At 56.0% G+C, this 14,988-nt stretch carries 14 protein-coding genes; all 14 read right to left on the reverse strand.

What is annotated here, in order from left to right:
- Positions 1 to 59: 59 nt before the first annotated feature.
- Positions 60 to 2,051 carry a polysaccharide biosynthesis protein gene (locus ACIQUF_RS16440; protein ID WP_403133200.1) on the reverse strand — a complete coding sequence of 664 codons (1,992 nt, stop codon included), beginning with the start codon at positions 2,049 to 2,051 and terminating at the stop codon, positions 60 to 62.
- A gap of 109 nt (positions 2,052 to 2,160) precedes the next feature.
- Positions 2,161 to 3,171, reverse strand: a complete 1,011-nt coding sequence (locus tag ACIQUF_RS16445) for a glycosyltransferase family 4 protein (RefSeq protein ID WP_403133203.1) — start codon at positions 3,169 to 3,171, stop codon at positions 2,161 to 2,163.
- Entirely contained in the window at positions 3,168 to 4,130 is a 963-nt protein-coding gene (locus ACIQUF_RS16450; protein WP_403133204.1) for a UDP-glucose 4-epimerase family protein, read from the reverse strand. The genes ACIQUF_RS16445 and ACIQUF_RS16450 overlap by 4 nt, the downstream gene beginning before the upstream one ends.
- 42 nt (positions 4,131 to 4,172) lie before the next feature.
- Positions 4,173 to 5,315, reverse strand: a complete 1,143-nt coding sequence (locus tag ACIQUF_RS16455; protein WP_403133207.1) for a glycosyltransferase — start codon at positions 5,313 to 5,315, stop codon at positions 4,173 to 4,175.
- Between the two features lie 17 nt (positions 5,316 to 5,332).
- Complete coding sequence (locus ACIQUF_RS16460; RefSeq protein WP_403133209.1) at positions 5,333 to 6,286, reverse strand: NAD-dependent epimerase/dehydratase family protein; 954 nt, start codon at positions 6,284 to 6,286, stop codon at positions 5,333 to 5,335.
- Positions 6,287 to 6,372: 86 nt separating this feature from the next.
- Positions 6,373 to 7,437, reverse strand: coding sequence for an EpsG family protein (locus ACIQUF_RS16465; protein ID WP_403133212.1), 1,065 nt, complete (start codon positions 7,435 to 7,437; stop codon positions 6,373 to 6,375).
- A gap of 36 nt (positions 7,438 to 7,473) precedes the next feature.
- Positions 7,474 to 8,382, reverse strand: a complete 909-nt coding sequence (locus ACIQUF_RS16470; RefSeq protein ID WP_403133214.1) for a glycosyltransferase — start codon at positions 8,380 to 8,382, stop codon at positions 7,474 to 7,476.
- Positions 8,382 to 9,683: an O-antigen translocase gene (locus ACIQUF_RS16475; protein WP_403133215.1), complete on the reverse strand. Its 1,302-nt coding sequence runs from the start codon at positions 9,681 to 9,683 to the stop codon at positions 8,382 to 8,384. Before ACIQUF_RS16475 ends, ACIQUF_RS16470 begins: the two co-directional genes overlap by 1 nt.
- A complete protein-coding gene (gene rffA, locus ACIQUF_RS16480; RefSeq protein ID WP_403133218.1) occupies positions 9,673 to 10,809 on the reverse strand; it encodes a dTDP-4-amino-4,6-dideoxygalactose transaminase in 1,137 nt (378 codons plus the stop codon). Before rffA ends, ACIQUF_RS16475 begins: the two co-directional genes overlap by 11 nt.
- Positions 10,806 to 11,369, reverse strand: coding sequence for an acyltransferase (locus tag ACIQUF_RS16485; RefSeq protein WP_403133220.1), 564 nt, complete (start codon positions 11,367 to 11,369; stop codon positions 10,806 to 10,808). The genes rffA and ACIQUF_RS16485 overlap by 4 nt, the downstream gene beginning before the upstream one ends.
- A gap of 76 nt (positions 11,370 to 11,445) precedes the next feature.
- Positions 11,446 to 12,495 (reverse strand): Wzz/FepE/Etk N-terminal domain-containing protein, encoded by a 1,050-nt coding sequence (locus tag ACIQUF_RS16490; protein WP_403133222.1) that lies wholly within the window; start codon positions 12,493 to 12,495, stop codon positions 11,446 to 11,448.
- Positions 12,496 to 12,850: 355 nt separating this feature from the next.
- Complete coding sequence (locus ACIQUF_RS16495) at positions 12,851 to 14,293, reverse strand: MBL fold metallo-hydrolase RNA specificity domain-containing protein (protein ID WP_403133225.1); 1,443 nt, start codon at positions 14,291 to 14,293, stop codon at positions 12,851 to 12,853.
- 102 nt (positions 14,294 to 14,395) lie between these two features.
- The gene (locus ACIQUF_RS16500; protein ID WP_403133228.1) at positions 14,396 to 14,659 is read right to left on the reverse strand and encodes a LapA family protein; all 264 of its coding nucleotides are present in this window, start codon (positions 14,657 to 14,659) and stop codon (positions 14,396 to 14,398) included.
- Between the two features lie 15 nt (positions 14,660 to 14,674).
- The gene (ihfB, locus tag ACIQUF_RS16505) at positions 14,675 to 14,971 is read right to left on the reverse strand and encodes an integration host factor subunit beta (RefSeq protein ID WP_054886605.1); all 297 of its coding nucleotides are present in this window, start codon (positions 14,969 to 14,971) and stop codon (positions 14,675 to 14,677) included.
- Between the last annotated feature and the right edge of the window lie 17 nt (positions 14,972 to 14,988).

Consider the following 14,988-nt stretch of genomic DNA (forward strand, 5'->3'; position numbering starts at 1 on the left):
CGCCTGGAAATTCAATATTACCGAGCAGTCACTCGACCCGGTGTTCAGAAGAGCCGCATTCACGGCTCAAGACGACGCTGCTGATAGATCCAGTCGACAATTTCGCTATCGGGTGCGTAGCCGATGACCGTTTGACGCAACAGTTGCCTGACACGCTCGTAGTCGTCCTCGGTGACGGCATTCAGCAATTGCCCGAGGGCAGCCTTCAGCTCATCCCAAGGCAGAAACTCTTCACTGGCGCTCATGATCATTGGATGCGGTGTAGCAACTACATTGTCGCCGATCAGTAGCTCTTCGTAGAGCTTCTCGCCTGGACGCAGGCCGGTAAACTCAATTGCAATATCGCCTGTCGGGTTACGCTCGTTACGCACGCTAAGGCCAGAAAGATGAATCATCTTTTCCGCCAACTCGACAATCTTGACTGGCTTGCCCATGTCCAAGACAAAGACATCGCCACCCTGCCCCATCGACCCCGCCTGGATGACGAGCTGTGCGGCTTCGGGAATCGTCATGAAGTAACGGGTGATTTTCGGGTGGGTCACGGTCAGTGGCCCGCCCATCTTGATCTGTTTGTGGAACAGCGGGATGACCGAGCCGGAAGAACCTAGCACGTTACCGAAGCGAACCATGGTGAAACGGGTCTTGTTCACCTGGGAAAGATTGGCCGCATGCCCATAAAGCACTGGCGCCGCTTCGCAGCTCAGGGCCTGCAGGGTCATTTCGGCCAGGCGCTTGGTGCTTCCCATGACATTGGTTGGCCGTACGGCCTTGTCGGTGGAAATCAGCACGAAGTTGGCGACCCCACACTGCAGTGCCGCTTGCGCAGTATTCAAAGTCCCCATCACATTGTTGAGCACACCTTCGGCAATGTTGTGCTCGACCATCGGCACGTGCTTGTAAGCCGCAGCATGATAGACCGTGTCCACTTTCCAACTGCGCATCACATCAAGCAACTGATGCGGGTTGCGGATCGACCCGAGAATAGGTAGCACGCGCACCGACAACGACTCGCGTTTAACGCGCTGCTCCAGCTCGCCCAGGATGGCATACAGGTTGAATTCGCTGTGCTCGAACAGCAACAGGGTCTTGGGCTTGAGCATGAGAATCTGCCGGCACAGCTCGGAACCGATCGAGCCGCCAGCACCGGTAACCAGTACCGACTGCCCCGTGACACAACGCTCCAGCAGATCTGCCTGAGCGGGTACCGAGTCGCGCCCCAACAGGTCGGCGATGTCAACTTCCTGAATATCGTCGACCTTGACCCGTCCGCTGGCCAGGTCCATGAAACCGGGAACGCTGCGTACGTGCAGCGAGTATCCTTCGAGCTCGCTGAGAATTTCCCGTCGACGGCCGCGTGTGGCGGATGGAATCGCCAGCAAGACTTCCTCGGCACCTGTGATATCGATCATGCGCTGGATTTTTTCGGGCTTGAAGACCTGCAATCCAGAAATGATCCTGTCAGCAATGGTGGGATCGTCGTCAATGAAGGCAACAGGGCGCATCGCACGGCCCATACGCAAAGCAGCCACCAGTTGGTTGCCCGCAGCACCTGCGCCGTAGATGGCGACCTTGGGCAGGCCATCGTCACGGTTGGTGAACGGCACATGCTGGGCCGCCGCGAACCAGTCGCCGAGAAAATACTGGCGCAGGGTCAGGCGCAGGCCACCGATCAGAATCAGATTGAGCCACCAGTAGTTGAAGATCACCGAGCGCGGTACTACCGGGCTGCTGCCATACCAATAAACGACCAGCGCCAAGATCAACGATGACAGGGTCACTGCCTTGATGATCGCGATCAGTGCGTCATTGCCAAAATAGCGCATGACCGCCCTATACAGGCCGATGCGGACGAACAACGGGATGGCAACGATCGGCGCGGCGATGAACAGCCATGGATAGCGTTCGACCGGGTTGGCCAACTCATCGATCCCGAGGCGCACGACAAATGCCAACCAAAGCGAAACCCAGACCAACAGGACATCGAACGACACCTGAAGCAAGCGCTTCTGTCGACGCGAAAGCCCGAGCAACGATGCCCTTATCTTATCCATGTTGCGCTCCAATCCGTTTTTCTCACGCATGATTCCACCTTGCCCACAGCCGACGGATCATGCTGTTACCCTCTAAAAATAAAGCACGAAACAAGACGTTACGGGCCATTTATTCCTTCTGCCCCGCCTTGAATCGAATGGCCAGCCAGAGCAGCGGCGCGTAAGCGATCACCACGCCCAGCACGGCATCGAAGCCGGCCAGCACCACCAGCGCTGCAATCGGCAGCAGCCAAAAGATGTTGATCGCTGTAATCGCCAGGCTCACGGCCCGGTGTTGGCCTAATTGTCGAGATGCATACTGATAGGCATGGCTTCGATGAGCCTCATACACCTTGTCGCCACGCACCAGGCGACGCGCCAGGGTGAAAGTCGCATCGACGATGAAACACCCCATCAGAATGATCCAACCCCACAACAGCACTGGCGAGGCGTTCATCGCATGCAGCGAAAGCAGTGCCAGTTGCAGGCCAAGGAAGCCACTGCCTGCGTCGCCCATGAAGATACGCGCCGGCGGGAAATTCCAAACCAGGAAACCGGCCACGGCCAGTGCCAGCAACGCTGGGGCCCAGGCCAGGTGGCCAAGGCCGGCGCCCCAATAGAGCATGCAGGCCCCGACACAGACGGTGATGGCCTGAAGACTGGCCAACCCATCGATGCCATCCATGAAGTTATAGAGGTTGAGCATCCAGACCAGATACAACGCGGCAAGCAGGTAACCCAGCACCGACAGATCATAGGTGGTTCCGAACACCACCAACTGGGGTGCGGCACTCAACCAGTACAAAGCCCACGCTGCCGCGGCAAAATGCCCCAACAGACGCCATCGGGCTGCGATATGGCCATGATCGTCAAGAAAACCAATGACCGCCACCAGCCCACTGGCGCCAAGCGAGCCGACCAGCAGCTCGAACGACACCATGCCCAGGCCGTACGCAATCGGCAGCGACAGCAGAAAGGCCAGGACAATGGCCACTCCACCGCCCCGAGGCGTTGGTGCGCTGTGAGAACTGCGCTGGTTAGGCACATCCATCAGGCTTCTGGAAATCGCATAACGGCGCAGCGCGGCAGTGCCGACGAAAGACAGAAGCAATACGCTGATTGCCAGCATCCAGTGGTTCATTTCTCTTTGTTTTCCAGGTAATGCTCAGCGGTTTTACGCAGTGCTTGCTCAAAGGACACGGGAGGCACCCACCCCAGACGTTCACGTGTCGCCGTGATATCGACCTGCAGCGAGCCGCAGAGGCGCTGAGACAGCGCTCGCCGACCCAGCATATTGGCCCCCATCACCAGCAGTGACGAAGGAACAGGGAGGAGTCGGGCCGGCTTGCCCAAGGCTCGGGCCATCTGGCGAAGCAGTTCGGAGGTCGAGACATCGTGCCCATCACTGACCAGAAACGTCTGGTCGGCAGCAGCAGGATGCCTGCAACAGGTAACGATCAGGTCTACCAGGTTGTCCAGCGCCACCAGGCTTCGACGGTTGTCGATTGCACCGAATGGCAATGGCACTTGCTTGTCCAGCCACCGCATCATGTTATGAAAGTTGGCCTTGACTCCAGGCCCGTAGACCAGGACGGGCCGGATGATCGAAATTTCCATGCCGGTTTCCGCACCCAGGAGACGAAGCTGTTCTTCCGCCTCGTGCTTGGAAACCCCATAGGGGTCCTGTGGAGCTGGGGTGTCATCGGCTCGATAGGGCTGACCAAGCTCCGTACCTTCACCATTGACCTTGATGGAGCTGATGAACACGAAGCGCCGCACACCCGCCATCGCCGCTCGGCGAGCGAAGGCGAGCGTCGCCAACACATTGACCTTGCGAAATTCCGCCAGCGGGTCGGCTGCTACCTCATTCATGACGTGTACGCGGGACGCGCAATGCACGACGACATCAATTGGCCCACTCTGGTGTGGCCAGGCCGCTTCACTTCCCAGGTCATCGAAGAGGTGAACGCCAACCCCTGCAGACACGGCAGCGGGTGACCGGCGCAACGCCGCGATCAGTTCGACGTCATTCATCTCGGCCATCCGTTCCAGCACGGCCTTGCCAACGAAACCGGAACCACCGGTCAACAGTACTCGCATCTTTCCCCCCAGAATTTCGCTATCGCCCGTATCACGGAATGATCAGCGGATGATCGATGCGATGAATGCATGCATCCCCCCTACCACTTCTTCCTTGGAAAAGTCCCGGCGCGCCCTATTGATTGCCTGGTGCCCGAGCCTATCACGAAGGGTTTCGTCGTCATAAAGCCGGACGAATGCCTGCTTTATATCCTGCACATCCCCTGCCTCGTGGAAGATGCCAGTCACATCCTCCTCGACCGCGTCGGTCAGGCCATAAATTCTCGATACCATGCTCGGCAGGCCCACAGCGGCCGCTTCGATGACAGCCTGCCCGAAGCCCTCCCTGTAGCTGGGCATGCAGAAGACATCGGACATGGCCATGTAATGTTCAGGCGTCTTGGTAAAACCCACCCGGTGAAACGCGCCCTGGCGCTTATGGAGCAGCGACGCCAGTTCGTCATCCAGGTCCTCGTCATCCGGCCCCACGACCAGCAAGTGAGCATCTGGACATGCGTCGGCGAGTTGCGAAAAGGCACGAGCAAGATCGAGTATTCCCTTGGCCCGATTCACCCGCCCAAGGAACAGGTACACCAGTGCCGTGGACGGAATACCCAATTGTGCGCGCAATTGCCCGCGAACCAGCGGGTCAGGCCGGAATCGCTCGGTATCGACGCCACTGATCGACCCCTTACCCAACACCCTGATCTTGTCTGGCTTGACGATGTGCGAAGCAATCAGAAAGTCTCTCTGGGAGTAACTGTCAGTCAAAAGGTGGGTGGCGGAGCTGGCCAGCAACCGATCCATCCCCATCAGCAGACGACGTCCAAGCCCCTGGCGTGTCGCCCACACCTGCCCAGTGAAGATATGCACGCGGCTGCGGATACCTGACAGCAGCCCCGCCAGCATGGCAATGAGGCCGGACTTGGGCATCAGGGACAGCACACAGTCATAGTGCCCCTTGGCCAGTATTCGCCAAAGCGTCCAGAGGGAGCGCAGATCCTGTACCAGCGATATCTTGCGTTCGATGTTGTACGACAGAAAGCCGACGTGCTCGCTAAGCAGGTCTTCAACGTCGGAACGCGATCCAGGACAAATCAGAGTGATGGAGTGACTGGTTGCCAGCCGCTTGATGTGCTCGCGCATGAAAACGTGCAGGACTACCGGCACAGTTGCCACGATTGCTATTTTTTTCCGCGATTGCATTCAGTTTTCCAGCAAACTCAAGAGGTTTTCAGAACGTCGGCCATTTGCACGGGCAGCGGCGCTGGTGTGAAATCCAGCACTTGCGCCGCATGACCGCTCCGGTACCGCGTGCGTTGCATCAACGCGTCGATACGCGCATCGGAAAGCGGTGAGCGGTTCGCCGGTAACAAGCGAACGATAGTACGCAGCAGTGCTGCGGGAACCACCAGAGCAGGCGGCTTGACACCATAATGGGATGCGATGGCTTCCACCAACTCGCTTTGCCCGCAGTCGTTGGACAATATGAAAGTCTGGTTCTTGGCCTGAGCACGCGTCGAACAATTGAGCAGGGCCTTCACAACGTCATCGACATGGACATAAGTGGAGACGGCATCACGAGTGCCGATATAAAAAAACAACCGGCGTCGTACGGCGTTGGCGAATTGGAAGAACGATTGATTCGGCATGTCGGCGGCAATGACGATCGACGGCCTGACCAAGGTATAGGACAACCGTGGCTCAACAGCCGCGATAGCCAGCAGGGATTCATCCGCAAGCGTCTTGGTGATTTCATATTCGCCCACAGGCTCGGGCTGACAACGCTCATCGACTTCGCGGGGCACACCGGCCCCCTGCCTGCCCGGCCCATAAGCGCCGACGCTACTCAACTGCACCCACTGCAGTGGCCGCCCGGTCCGCTGGATGGTGGCGCACGCAGCAGCCAACAGCGCACGCGTACCCTCCACATGCAGCGAATACATGACTGCCTGGTTTTTTAGTTCACCCGCGCAGTGATAGATCACGTCAAGGCCGTCGAGGAATGCCTCAAGACCGCTAGCGCCTTGTGTCAGGTCGCCCTTGCACACGGTCACCCCGGCAATACCCGGATCTTCGCGCCGACTCAGGACAACAACCTGATCGCCCCGGCCGACCAAAGCTTGGCAAAGCAATTTGCCAATAAATCCACTAGCACCGGTAACGCCTACTTTCATGAGGTTTTGCCTCTTGCGTAAAACCAGAAAATTAACGAATGGGTTAATTCTATAAATGAGCCGAATTTAACGACGGTGCCTACTAACTACGAAGCGTATTCAGCGGTCGGCGCAACCGCCGGTTGACTCAAGCGAATTAGAATGCAACGACTCAGATACAGCAGCTGAATAGGGTACAGCATCCAGGCATAAAGCCCAAAACGATCATTATAAGCAAGATCAAATGTCAGAATATGCACGATACCAAAGTAACAAGACATCTTGAACAGTAGCGCTGCACGCCCGTGATGGAAGCCCACGATTCTCAGCAGGCATAGCAATACGATCGAAACAGATGAAAACAGCCAGAAACTCCAGCGAAACCCGGTCAGGTAATCCAGATGTGTGGTATCGCCATAATTAACGGAGAGACCCAGTGCTGCGAGCTGGTCAAAAACCATCGTGGCAAGCAGTTTAAACATGCTCAGATACGAGGCCAACGAAGCGAGGCCCCAGATGGCCAGGATCACCCACAGCGACAGGCGTTGACCAGCGCGCTTGAAGAATACCCACGGAAGCAAAATAACGGTCGAGCGGTGAAAAAACAGTGCGGCCACCGCGCTTGTTTTTGCCCGAACGTGCCGCCCCTCCATCAGCTTGGCCATCGTATAAAACACCAACGCCATCGCCAACCCTTGACGAATGACGTTGGCGGTCAGTGACAAGAAGAACGGGTAAACCAACAGCGCTGCAAACACCAGTACGGTCAGTGCCGAACGGCGTCCAAACACACGTGTGGCCAGATGATGGTAAGCGCCTGCGACTAACACCGGCACGATGAAAAAGAGCGCCTGCGCATCAAACCCGGTGCGTGCCAACGCCGTGGTAAGCCAGATGAAACCGGGCTCGAACGTGGGAAACGGATTTTCCTGACCTGCGTTAATCGTGTCGAAAAAGCTGAGATAGACGGCAGTATCCCCTTCAATGCGGCCAGGACGATCACTGATGCACCAGGCGGCAACGAACACCACCGCAGCGACAAATACGCGCTCAACCAGAAGAACCATGCCGAACGGATGCGCCCTGCGCAGCATGAACTTCACGCAGGCAAACACCAACAACGACGTCAACAACATGTAAAAATAGTCGCTGTAAAGCGTTAGGTAAATCATCGGAAATCCTTCTCGATTCAGGTCACGAGTGACGATTCAACGATTTTTTTCAGCTGGCCCAACCATCTTCCTGACACGTGCAGTTTCAAGGAACTTCGAGGGACGAAAATAAAGAATATTGGCCAACATGAACTTGAAGTTCTTCATCGTCAGCGTCTTCGTCGAGCGCAACATGGCCAGGACGGTAATCAGGAAATTGGCATAGAGATCACTGCGCAACCAGGGGTATGCCGAAAAGTACTCGTACAGGTCACCAAAGAAAATCGTGTACGACTTTTTACGGCCATTGACCGTGGAAAGATACGAGCCATTCCCGGGATTGCTTCGGTATCTTACCAACGCTTTGTCGATATAAACGCCGCGACCGCCCCTGATCAATGAGTCCATGGCGAAGAACCACTCCATGAATTCTCGCTCTATTTTAGCCTGGCGTGATGAGCGGCGATAAGCATACGAACTGTGCACGCAAGTAGCACCCCAGCGAGCGAGCTGATGCAGATCAAAGAAGGTGTGATACGGTGCATTCGCGCCTGGATAGACCGTCTCCGACTGGTAACTACCGTCATCGGAAAAATAGATGGCTTTATGAAATACAATGTTGACATCCGCGTGCGCGGCAAACAGGTCGTATTGTTCCTGGAGCTTGCCTGGCAGCATGACATCGTCGCCGTCGAAGTGGAATACGATATCGCCTTTAGCCATGGCATGCACACCATGGTAATTGAGCGCCGCGCCGACATTCTTTTCCCGCAGCATGAGCGTCAGACGGCCGGGGTGTGCCTCTGCGTATCGACGGATCACAGCTTGCGTATTGTCCGGCGAGCAGTCGTCGGAGACAATCACCTCACAGGGAAAATTTATCTCTTGCCCAAGGATGCTGTCCAGGCACTCTTCAATATAGTTTTCCTGGTTATAACAAGAAACGACGACAGTCGCTGTCAACATCACACGGTCCTTCTCGTATAAAAATAAAAACCTGTCACGGAAACCAGGAAGTAAATGACGTTCATGGCGACATGTGCCATGAATACACCTTCAAGCCCCGCTCCCCGCTGCAGTGCCACTACACTGAACAAACAGAACAACACGCCTTGACCGACTTCCAACGCCACATACAGACGTGTCGCAGCCTTGGCAACGACCACAAAACCAATGACGTAGGTTGAAATTCGCAGGCAATCGCCGATCAATTGGTATTGGATGACATCCGCCAGGTCGGAGAAGTCGCCTGAGAGCAACAGAGGGATGAGGTGTTCACGCAGCAGGTAGAAGCCCGTACCACCGACGATAAACAACCCCATCACCAAACCCATGAACTTTCGTACCGTAACAGCAATGAGCTTGCGGTCCTGCTGTGCCGAGACGATTGGCATGAAATACGCTGCCAAAAACACAACGAAAAAGCCCATGTATGCACTTGAAAGCTTGATCGATGCCTGCCAAAGGCCTGCGGCTTCAAGCCCGACGCTCTCGGTCAGCATCCGGCGCACGACGATTTCAACGACCGGCACGCTGATCGCCCCCACGATCGCCATCAGCGTGAACCCCCCTAGCCGGCGAAGTTTGGGCGCTTGGACCTTATGCCATCGAACACTGCGACGCAGTCGAGACTGAATATAAAAATAGAACGCTGGCAGGCTATACGACAGGTAGAACACTACCATGGCCAATGCCGCGCCAGCCAAGCCGTGATGGCTGATCAGCCACCAGGCGATGGGTAGTGTCAGCACGTTACCTATGATCTGAATCGCCGCGTAGACTTTGGTCTCGTGCAGCCCGTTGGCCGTGCCGTTTACAATATTGGTGAACGCGAATCCGAACTGAGCCAGCCCCAGCACCACGATCAGCCAATCATAGCCCTCTTCGCCCATGAGAAAACGAGCCAGAGGCACATGAAACGCCAACGCAGCAACCAGGATGAGACTACAGAATCCAAGCGAGTAGGCCCGAGCGTCAGCCAGGAAACCCAGCAACACACGGGGCCGAGACTTGAACTCGGCCACGTACTTGATGATACCGTTCTGTATCCCACCACCGGCAAGCAGCGATAAAAACAGTACTGCGCTCATGAAATTGCCAAGCTGCCCCATGCCCTCGACGCCGAGGTATACCGCAATCAACTTGAGCAGCAAGAAGCCCACGGCAATTTTGGACAAATGCGCGGATGTGGTCAGCACTGCACTAAAGAGCAGCCCGCTGCGACCTCCGCGCTTTTGCACCACTGCACTGCTCGCGTTATCGGACATCGATCGCATCGATCACCGCTTGAATGACCTGTTCCACATCCTCTTGAGTCATGGCAAGCCACAGTGGCAGACGGAACAGACGCTCGCTTTCACGGGTGGTATATACATCATCGCCATGCAGTCGACCGAGCGCTCGTCCTGCCGGCGCCGAGTGCAGCGGAATGTAGTGGAATACGGCGCCGATGCCGTTGGCTCGCAAAGTCTCCAATACGTGGGTCCGCTGTTCCAGCCCGGAAACCTTCAGGTAGAACATGTGACCGTTGGCCACGCAATCTTCAGGGATGATAGGCAGGTCGATCAAACCACGCTTGGCAAATGGCTTGAGCGCCTGGTAATAGCGATTCCAGATGGACAGACGCGCGCGGTTGATTTCCTCGGCCTTTTCCAATTGGCCGTATAGGTAAGCGGCTTGCAGCTCGCTTGGCAGGTAGCTGCTGCCCACATCGATCCACGTGTACTTGTCGACCATCCCACGGAAGAACTGCGAGCGATTGGTGCCTTTTTCGCGGATGACCTCTGCCCGGCTGACGAATGTCTGATCGTTGATCAGGAGCAGTCCGCCTTCGCCACCACTGGTGTAGTTCTTGGTTTCGTGGAAGCTGAAGGCGCCCATGTGACCAATTGTACCCAGCGGCTTGCCCTTGTACGTGGACATCATGCCCTGGGCCGCGTCCTCTACCACAAATAGCCCATGACGCTTGGCGATATCCATGATGCTGTCCATCTCGCAGGCAACACCTGCATAGTGCACCGGCACGATAGCCCGGGTACGCTCGGTAACGGCAGCCTCAATGAGTTTTTCATCGATGTTCATCGTATCGGGGCGAACATCGACGAAAACGATGGTCGCACCACGCAGAACAAACGCATTCGCTGTACTCACGAACGTGTAGCTGGGCATGATCACTTCATCGCCCGGCTTGATGTCCAGAAGAATGGCGGCCATTTCCAGAGCCTGGGTACAGGAAGGCGTCAACAGTGTCTTGATACAGGAGAATCGGTCCTCGAACCATTGCTGGCATCGATAACCATAAGCGCCATCACCCGAAATCTTGTCACTGCGCATGGCTGCCAAGACATGGGCATCTTCGTTGCCCGTATAGGGCGGCTTGTTAAATGGGATCATTTTTCAAACTCTTCGAGAAACTGTTTTTCCAGTGCCAATAGATCACGGCTGCGCTCCTTCAGCCGCTGGGCGGGAGCGCCCGCATAGATACCCCATGGCTGCGTCGAACGGGTCACCAGGGCCATTGCCCCGATCGCACACCCCTGCGCCACGTCTACACCAGGCATGATGATCGCCCCGGCCCCCACGATGACCTGCCGATGCAAGTGCACTGCCGCAAACTTTTCATTCTTGAAACGCTTGGGAATATTTGAATTCACCAATGTTTCACCGCTGTAGTCATCCGACTGTGAAAACACCTTGACGCCGTATGCCAGCGTGCAGAAATCGTCCAGAACGATACCTGGGACACCACCTGCCATCAGGCACATTGGCGTGATGTGAATAAACCGCCCGAAGCGTATCTTTCCTGATACCACGCAAAAATCGTCGATTCGAACGTGATCTCCCAGCTCCATCTGCTCAGGGTTGTAGATGGCCGCCTTGTCACTGATCTTTACGCTTTTGCCCAGCTTCTTGAAGCCCATAGCTTGAAGCTGTTCCTCAGAGAGGTAGGCCATGGCAATCCCATCCCATTTCTTTTCAGCGTTCGTTGAGTAGCCACATGGAATTCGGCCGGAGCCAAATACCGTACTCCTATCCCTGCCGGACGTCTCTGAACACGTTCCGCGCGGCGACCAAAACCAGACCGATCAGCAGACCAAGCAACCCCGCTGCAACGATCGTAAGCGCAACACGAGGCTTGGTCGGGCGATCAGGAAGCATGACATCGCCATCCAGCTGGTAGACCTCCACTCCCGAAGAGTCGAAGCCCAGCTTACGGTAGAAGGCCACATCCGCCTGCTTCTGACGCAACCCTTGGATATACGGGTCATCGGACACTCGGGCTTCCAATATACCGATTTCAGCCTCCAGCGCTTTGCTCCCACGCATATAGGTCAACCCGCCACTGATCTCGGAAGATAATTCCGCCGAAAGGTTGGCGGAAATGAAAGGAGGCTTTTCCAAACCAATGGATCGAGCGATCCGCAGGGCCTCTCGAAGCTGAATGAGTTTGTCTTCACGCTGTTTGCGCGCGCTCTCCCTGTCGATTTCGATTTGCTGCTCCAGGTTGTCCGCCTTGGTCTTGGCGTCGCTGCGCAGATCACTCAACAATTGGCGGGTAGCCTGCGAAGCCGCGAGGTTGGAATACAGCTGCACCCAATACACTGCAGTTTTCGGTTGGTTAGCCAATATTGCGACGGTCGCACGGGCCGACTGATTCGCATCTGACGTGTCTATCCGCAAGCCACTGCTAAACCGGCTATATGCCTCATCTCCACCAACCTCGTATCCTGCAGCCCTCATATCTGGCACATAGACATCATCGAAGAATTCTCGACGGACGGCTTCTGACTGCAAGTTGCGGAGATAGACGCTATAAACGTCCTTAACATCCAGTAACTTCAGCCCGCTTTTTTCTCCGCGACCAATGTTCAGCGTTGCAATATCACCTTGCGATGGTTCACGTACCGTAGCTTTGGCCTCGTAGAGGGGCGCCTTGATAAATAAATAGGCGACCGCGAGCAACAGAAACAGCAAGGTCACAGCGAGGATCAAAAAACGCTCTTTCCAGAACTGCCGCACCAACTCAACCAAATTTACTTCGTCACTGTTGCCGTTCCGGCGTACGTCATCTGTGGACATTTACTCTGCGTATCCTTGAGTTCATCGATGGGCTTCAGCAAACCTCAGAGATCCGCAACAGACCGAGGATGCCCCCAGCCACCAGCGCGCTCCCTCGGCTGACCTTGAGCGTCGCAGCGTATAGCTTAACGCCGCGAGATTCTAGCCACTCTTTTGCCAGCACTGTGGGCAATTCGCCCAACCAGAATGGGAAAGCTCAGAGGCGGATAAGTTCAGCCCATCAAGATGAGAATAAAGATCAACAACCCACTACTGGGTCATTTTGTCACAGAGCATGATCTACCTTTAATTCAGCTGCAAGAGGCACTTACGTTACGTGCGAAACCTGCGCACATGATTAGCATGCTAATAAAGTTCACGGGCATGAGATATTGATTGCAGCCGATGATTTCGTAGCTTCGCGCAGCGCTGCTGCAAGCGCAGCCTTGGCCCGCGCCTCACCATGAACCAAAATGACCTCACGCGCAGGCTGCTCGCCTTCCAGCGCGAAGCTAAGCAACCCTGCTTGGTCCGCGTGCCCGGAATACCCGTCCAAGCTCATGACTTTCAGATTAAGGTCGTACATGCGACCATCCAGATCAATCTGCACAAACCCCTGCGCCCCTTCACTGGCCTGTATCACGGCTCCTGGCGTCCCTTTCGCCTGATACCCCACGAACATGACCTCGTGTCGCGGATCACCCAACATTGCCTTAAGGTAATTAACGATTCGTCCACCCGAACACATACCATTACCAGCAATGACGATGGCAGGACGACCGGTGCTCTTCAGGTAATTGACCACCTGCCGGTGCTTGGCGTGCGTATCGATACAGACCAACTGCCCAAAGCCTAGCGGATGCCGCCCGGCCTGCAATCGCTGCTTGGCCTCGCAATTCCAGTATTCATGCAGCTCTGCGTAGGCTGTGGTGATGCGCTGGGCCAGGGGCGAATCGAGAATGACCGGCACCTGCGACCAGTCCAATGTTGCCAGCGGATCATCGCCCCGCCCCTTTTCTCCCGGTCCGAGCAAGGACTTGCCATGCAGGATATCTTCGATTTCGTACAGCAGTTCCTGTGTCCGGCCGAGACTGAAAGCCGGGATCAGAATGGTGCCTCTGTCCGCCAGCGCACGATCGATGGCCGCCTCCAGATGCTGCCGTCGGGCATTGCGACCGGTGTGCATACGATCGCCGTAAGTACTTTCCAAGACAAGAATGTCAGCCCGCTCAGGAGGCTTGACGGCTCTCAGTAGTGGGTTGCACGGCGCACCAAGATCGCCAGAGAAGACGACGCGCGAAGTATCGTCGACTCCCGGATAGCGCACATCACATTCCACGTAGGCCGAGCCCAGCAGGTGACCAGCGCGCTGAAGACGGATAGAACAAACCAAGCCGTTGCGCTCTGTTACGGTGTACCACTGCTCGAAAGGCACCGCCACAATCAGTTTTCGCAGCAAAGCCAGGTAGCGATCAATCTCGACTGGGTTGGAGCTGATAGCCAGCTTGTAGGCGTCTTCCAGTACCAGCGGCAGAAGCTTGGCCGAAGGTTCGCTGCACAGGATGGGGCCGCGGTAACCAGCGGCCAACAATGCTGGTATACGACCGACATGATCGAGATGGACATGAGTGACGACCAGCGCCTGAATACCGCCAACTTCGAAGCTGACTGGCCCAGACGCCACGCCTGACTGCGCATCGGCATCTTGATTCAGACCGCAGTCGATCAACAGGCTGACGGTACTGTCCAGATGAAGCTGATGACAGGAACCCGTAACGCTTCGGGTGCCGCCATGATGGGATAGGCTGGGAAACTCCATACCGCTGCACACTCGCCTGACCAAAAAATGAAGCGCGTATTACTCCATTATCAAGGCATCATGAGAAGGTGAGCTTTTCCTATGAGGGCGTAGGAAAAATCCTCAATTGTCGTTTAGCACCACCCGACGTGCCGAGGCGCGAATCTTCCGCTTGCTGCGTTGCACCCCGTACACCCCCAGTATTGGTCCGATGGCAAGCCCCACAACCAACGCAGCGAGTACAGGGACAGCCACCGGAACCTCCGGGGCAGACCAACCGAACAGCACCAGCGAAACCGATTGCTGATTCTCCAGCACGAAAAACAACACCACAGCCGCCAATACCAGCACGAACACCGCCGCCAGGGCGCGCTTGAGGTTACGCATCAGGTTGCTCCTTCATCAGGTGTGCTCGTGCTCTTCTTCATTTACCCGGTCACGTAGTTCCTTGCCCGGTTTGAAGTGCGGCACGAACTTGCCTTCCAGCTCGACAGACTGGCCAGTCTTGGGGTTACGGCCTACCCGCGGTGCACGATAGTGCAAGGAAAAGCTGCCAAAACCTCGAATCTCGATGCGATCGCCCGTGGCCAGACATTGGGACATCTGTTCAAGCATGGTCTTGATGGCCAGCTCCACGTCCTTGGACGAGAGTAGCCCTTGATGGGTGACAATACGTTCGATCAGCTCCGACTTCGTCATATTTTTCCCTTCGTTAT

The sequence above is a fragment of the Pseudomonas sp. NPDC090233 genome (assembly GCF_044772285.1).
In the GTDB taxonomy this organism is placed as follows: Bacteria; Pseudomonadota; Gammaproteobacteria; order Pseudomonadales; family Pseudomonadaceae; genus Aquipseudomonas.

Coding starts and splice junctions, on each gene's coding strand:
- ACIQUF_RS16465 (WP_403133212.1), bottom strand. CDS start 7,437: ATGATTTACCTAACGCTTTACAGCGACTATTTTTACATGTTGTTGACG.
- ACIQUF_RS16460 (WP_403133209.1), bottom strand. CDS start 6,286: ATGAAAGTAGGCGTTACCGGTGCTAGTGGATTTATTGGCAAATTGCTT.
- ACIQUF_RS16490 (WP_403133222.1), bottom strand. CDS start 12,495: ATGTCCACAGATGACGTACGCCGGAACGGCAACAGTGACGAAGTAAAT.
- ACIQUF_RS16445 (WP_403133203.1), bottom strand. CDS start 3,171: ATGAACCACTGGATGCTGGCAATCAGCGTATTGCTTCTGTCTTTCGTC.
- ACIQUF_RS16495 (WP_403133225.1), bottom strand. CDS start 14,293: ATGGAGTTTCCCAGCCTATCCCATCATGGCGGCACCCGAAGCGTTACG.
- ACIQUF_RS16485 (WP_403133220.1), bottom strand. CDS start 11,369: ATGGCCTACCTCTCTGAGGAACAGCTTCAAGCTATGGGCTTCAAGAAG.
- ACIQUF_RS16470 (WP_403133214.1), bottom strand. CDS start 8,382: ATGTTGACAGCGACTGTCGTCGTTTCTTGTTATAACCAGGAAAACTAT.
- rffA (WP_403133218.1), bottom strand. CDS start 10,809: ATGATCCCATTTAACAAGCCGCCCTATACGGGCAACGAAGATGCCCAT.
- ihfB (WP_054886605.1), bottom strand. CDS start 14,971: ATGACGAAGTCGGAGCTGATCGAACGTATTGTCACCCATCAAGGGCTA.
- ACIQUF_RS16475 (WP_403133215.1), bottom strand. CDS start 9,683: ATGTCCGATAACGCGAGCAGTGCAGTGGTGCAAAAGCGCGGAGGTCGC.
- ACIQUF_RS16450 (WP_403133204.1), bottom strand. CDS start 4,130: ATGCGAGTACTGTTGACCGGTGGTTCCGGTTTCGTTGGCAAGGCCGTG.
- ACIQUF_RS16455 (WP_403133207.1), bottom strand. CDS start 5,315: ATGCAATCGCGGAAAAAAATAGCAATCGTGGCAACTGTGCCGGTAGTC.
- ACIQUF_RS16440 (WP_403133200.1), bottom strand. CDS start 2,051: ATGGATAAGATAAGGGCATCGTTGCTCGGGCTTTCGCGTCGACAGAAG.
- ACIQUF_RS16500 (WP_403133228.1), bottom strand. CDS start 14,659: ATGCGTAACCTCAAGCGCGCCCTGGCGGCGGTGTTCGTGCTGGTATTG.